Here is a 379-nt window from a genome sequence, read left to right on the forward strand (position 1 = left end):
TCGCTTGAGAGCGGCAACTCAGTATTGTTTCAGGTTTCTTATTACCGACTTTCCAGTAGCCTATCATTATCGCAATGATGCCACACAGTAGTGCCCAGGTAGGCCAGCGAATTTTCATTTAGGCACCATTGAGTAAAAATAGTAATTGTAACAAAAATCGGTTATTTTTTTATCAAAATTGCAAATAGAGAAGAACGCGCGATTATTACCTTCAAGCGTTTCGCGTAAACCATGTTCATCTTGCACATACATCAATAAAATATCATCAGGCGCGCAACGCTTACTTTGCGACTGTAAAAAGTATTCGGCATAATGCCGATATTTATCTTTTTGGTCGTCATCAAGGGCATAAACAGAATAAGTCCTACATCCTGCTACC

Annotated in this window: 1 protein-coding gene; it reads right to left on the minus strand. The window is 39.3% G+C overall.

Features of this window, described 5'->3' with window-relative positions; translation table 11 throughout:
- Positions 1 to 114: 114 nt before the first annotated feature.
- On the minus strand, positions 115 to 379 hold a 265-nt coding region (locus JHD74_RS26810; RefSeq protein ID WP_233169710.1), incomplete at its 5' end, for a hypothetical protein.

Source organism: Serratia sp. ASV30 (assembly GCF_016428815.1).
GTDB classification, from domain to species: Bacteria; Pseudomonadota; Gammaproteobacteria; order Enterobacterales; family Enterobacteriaceae; genus Chania; species Chania fonticola_C.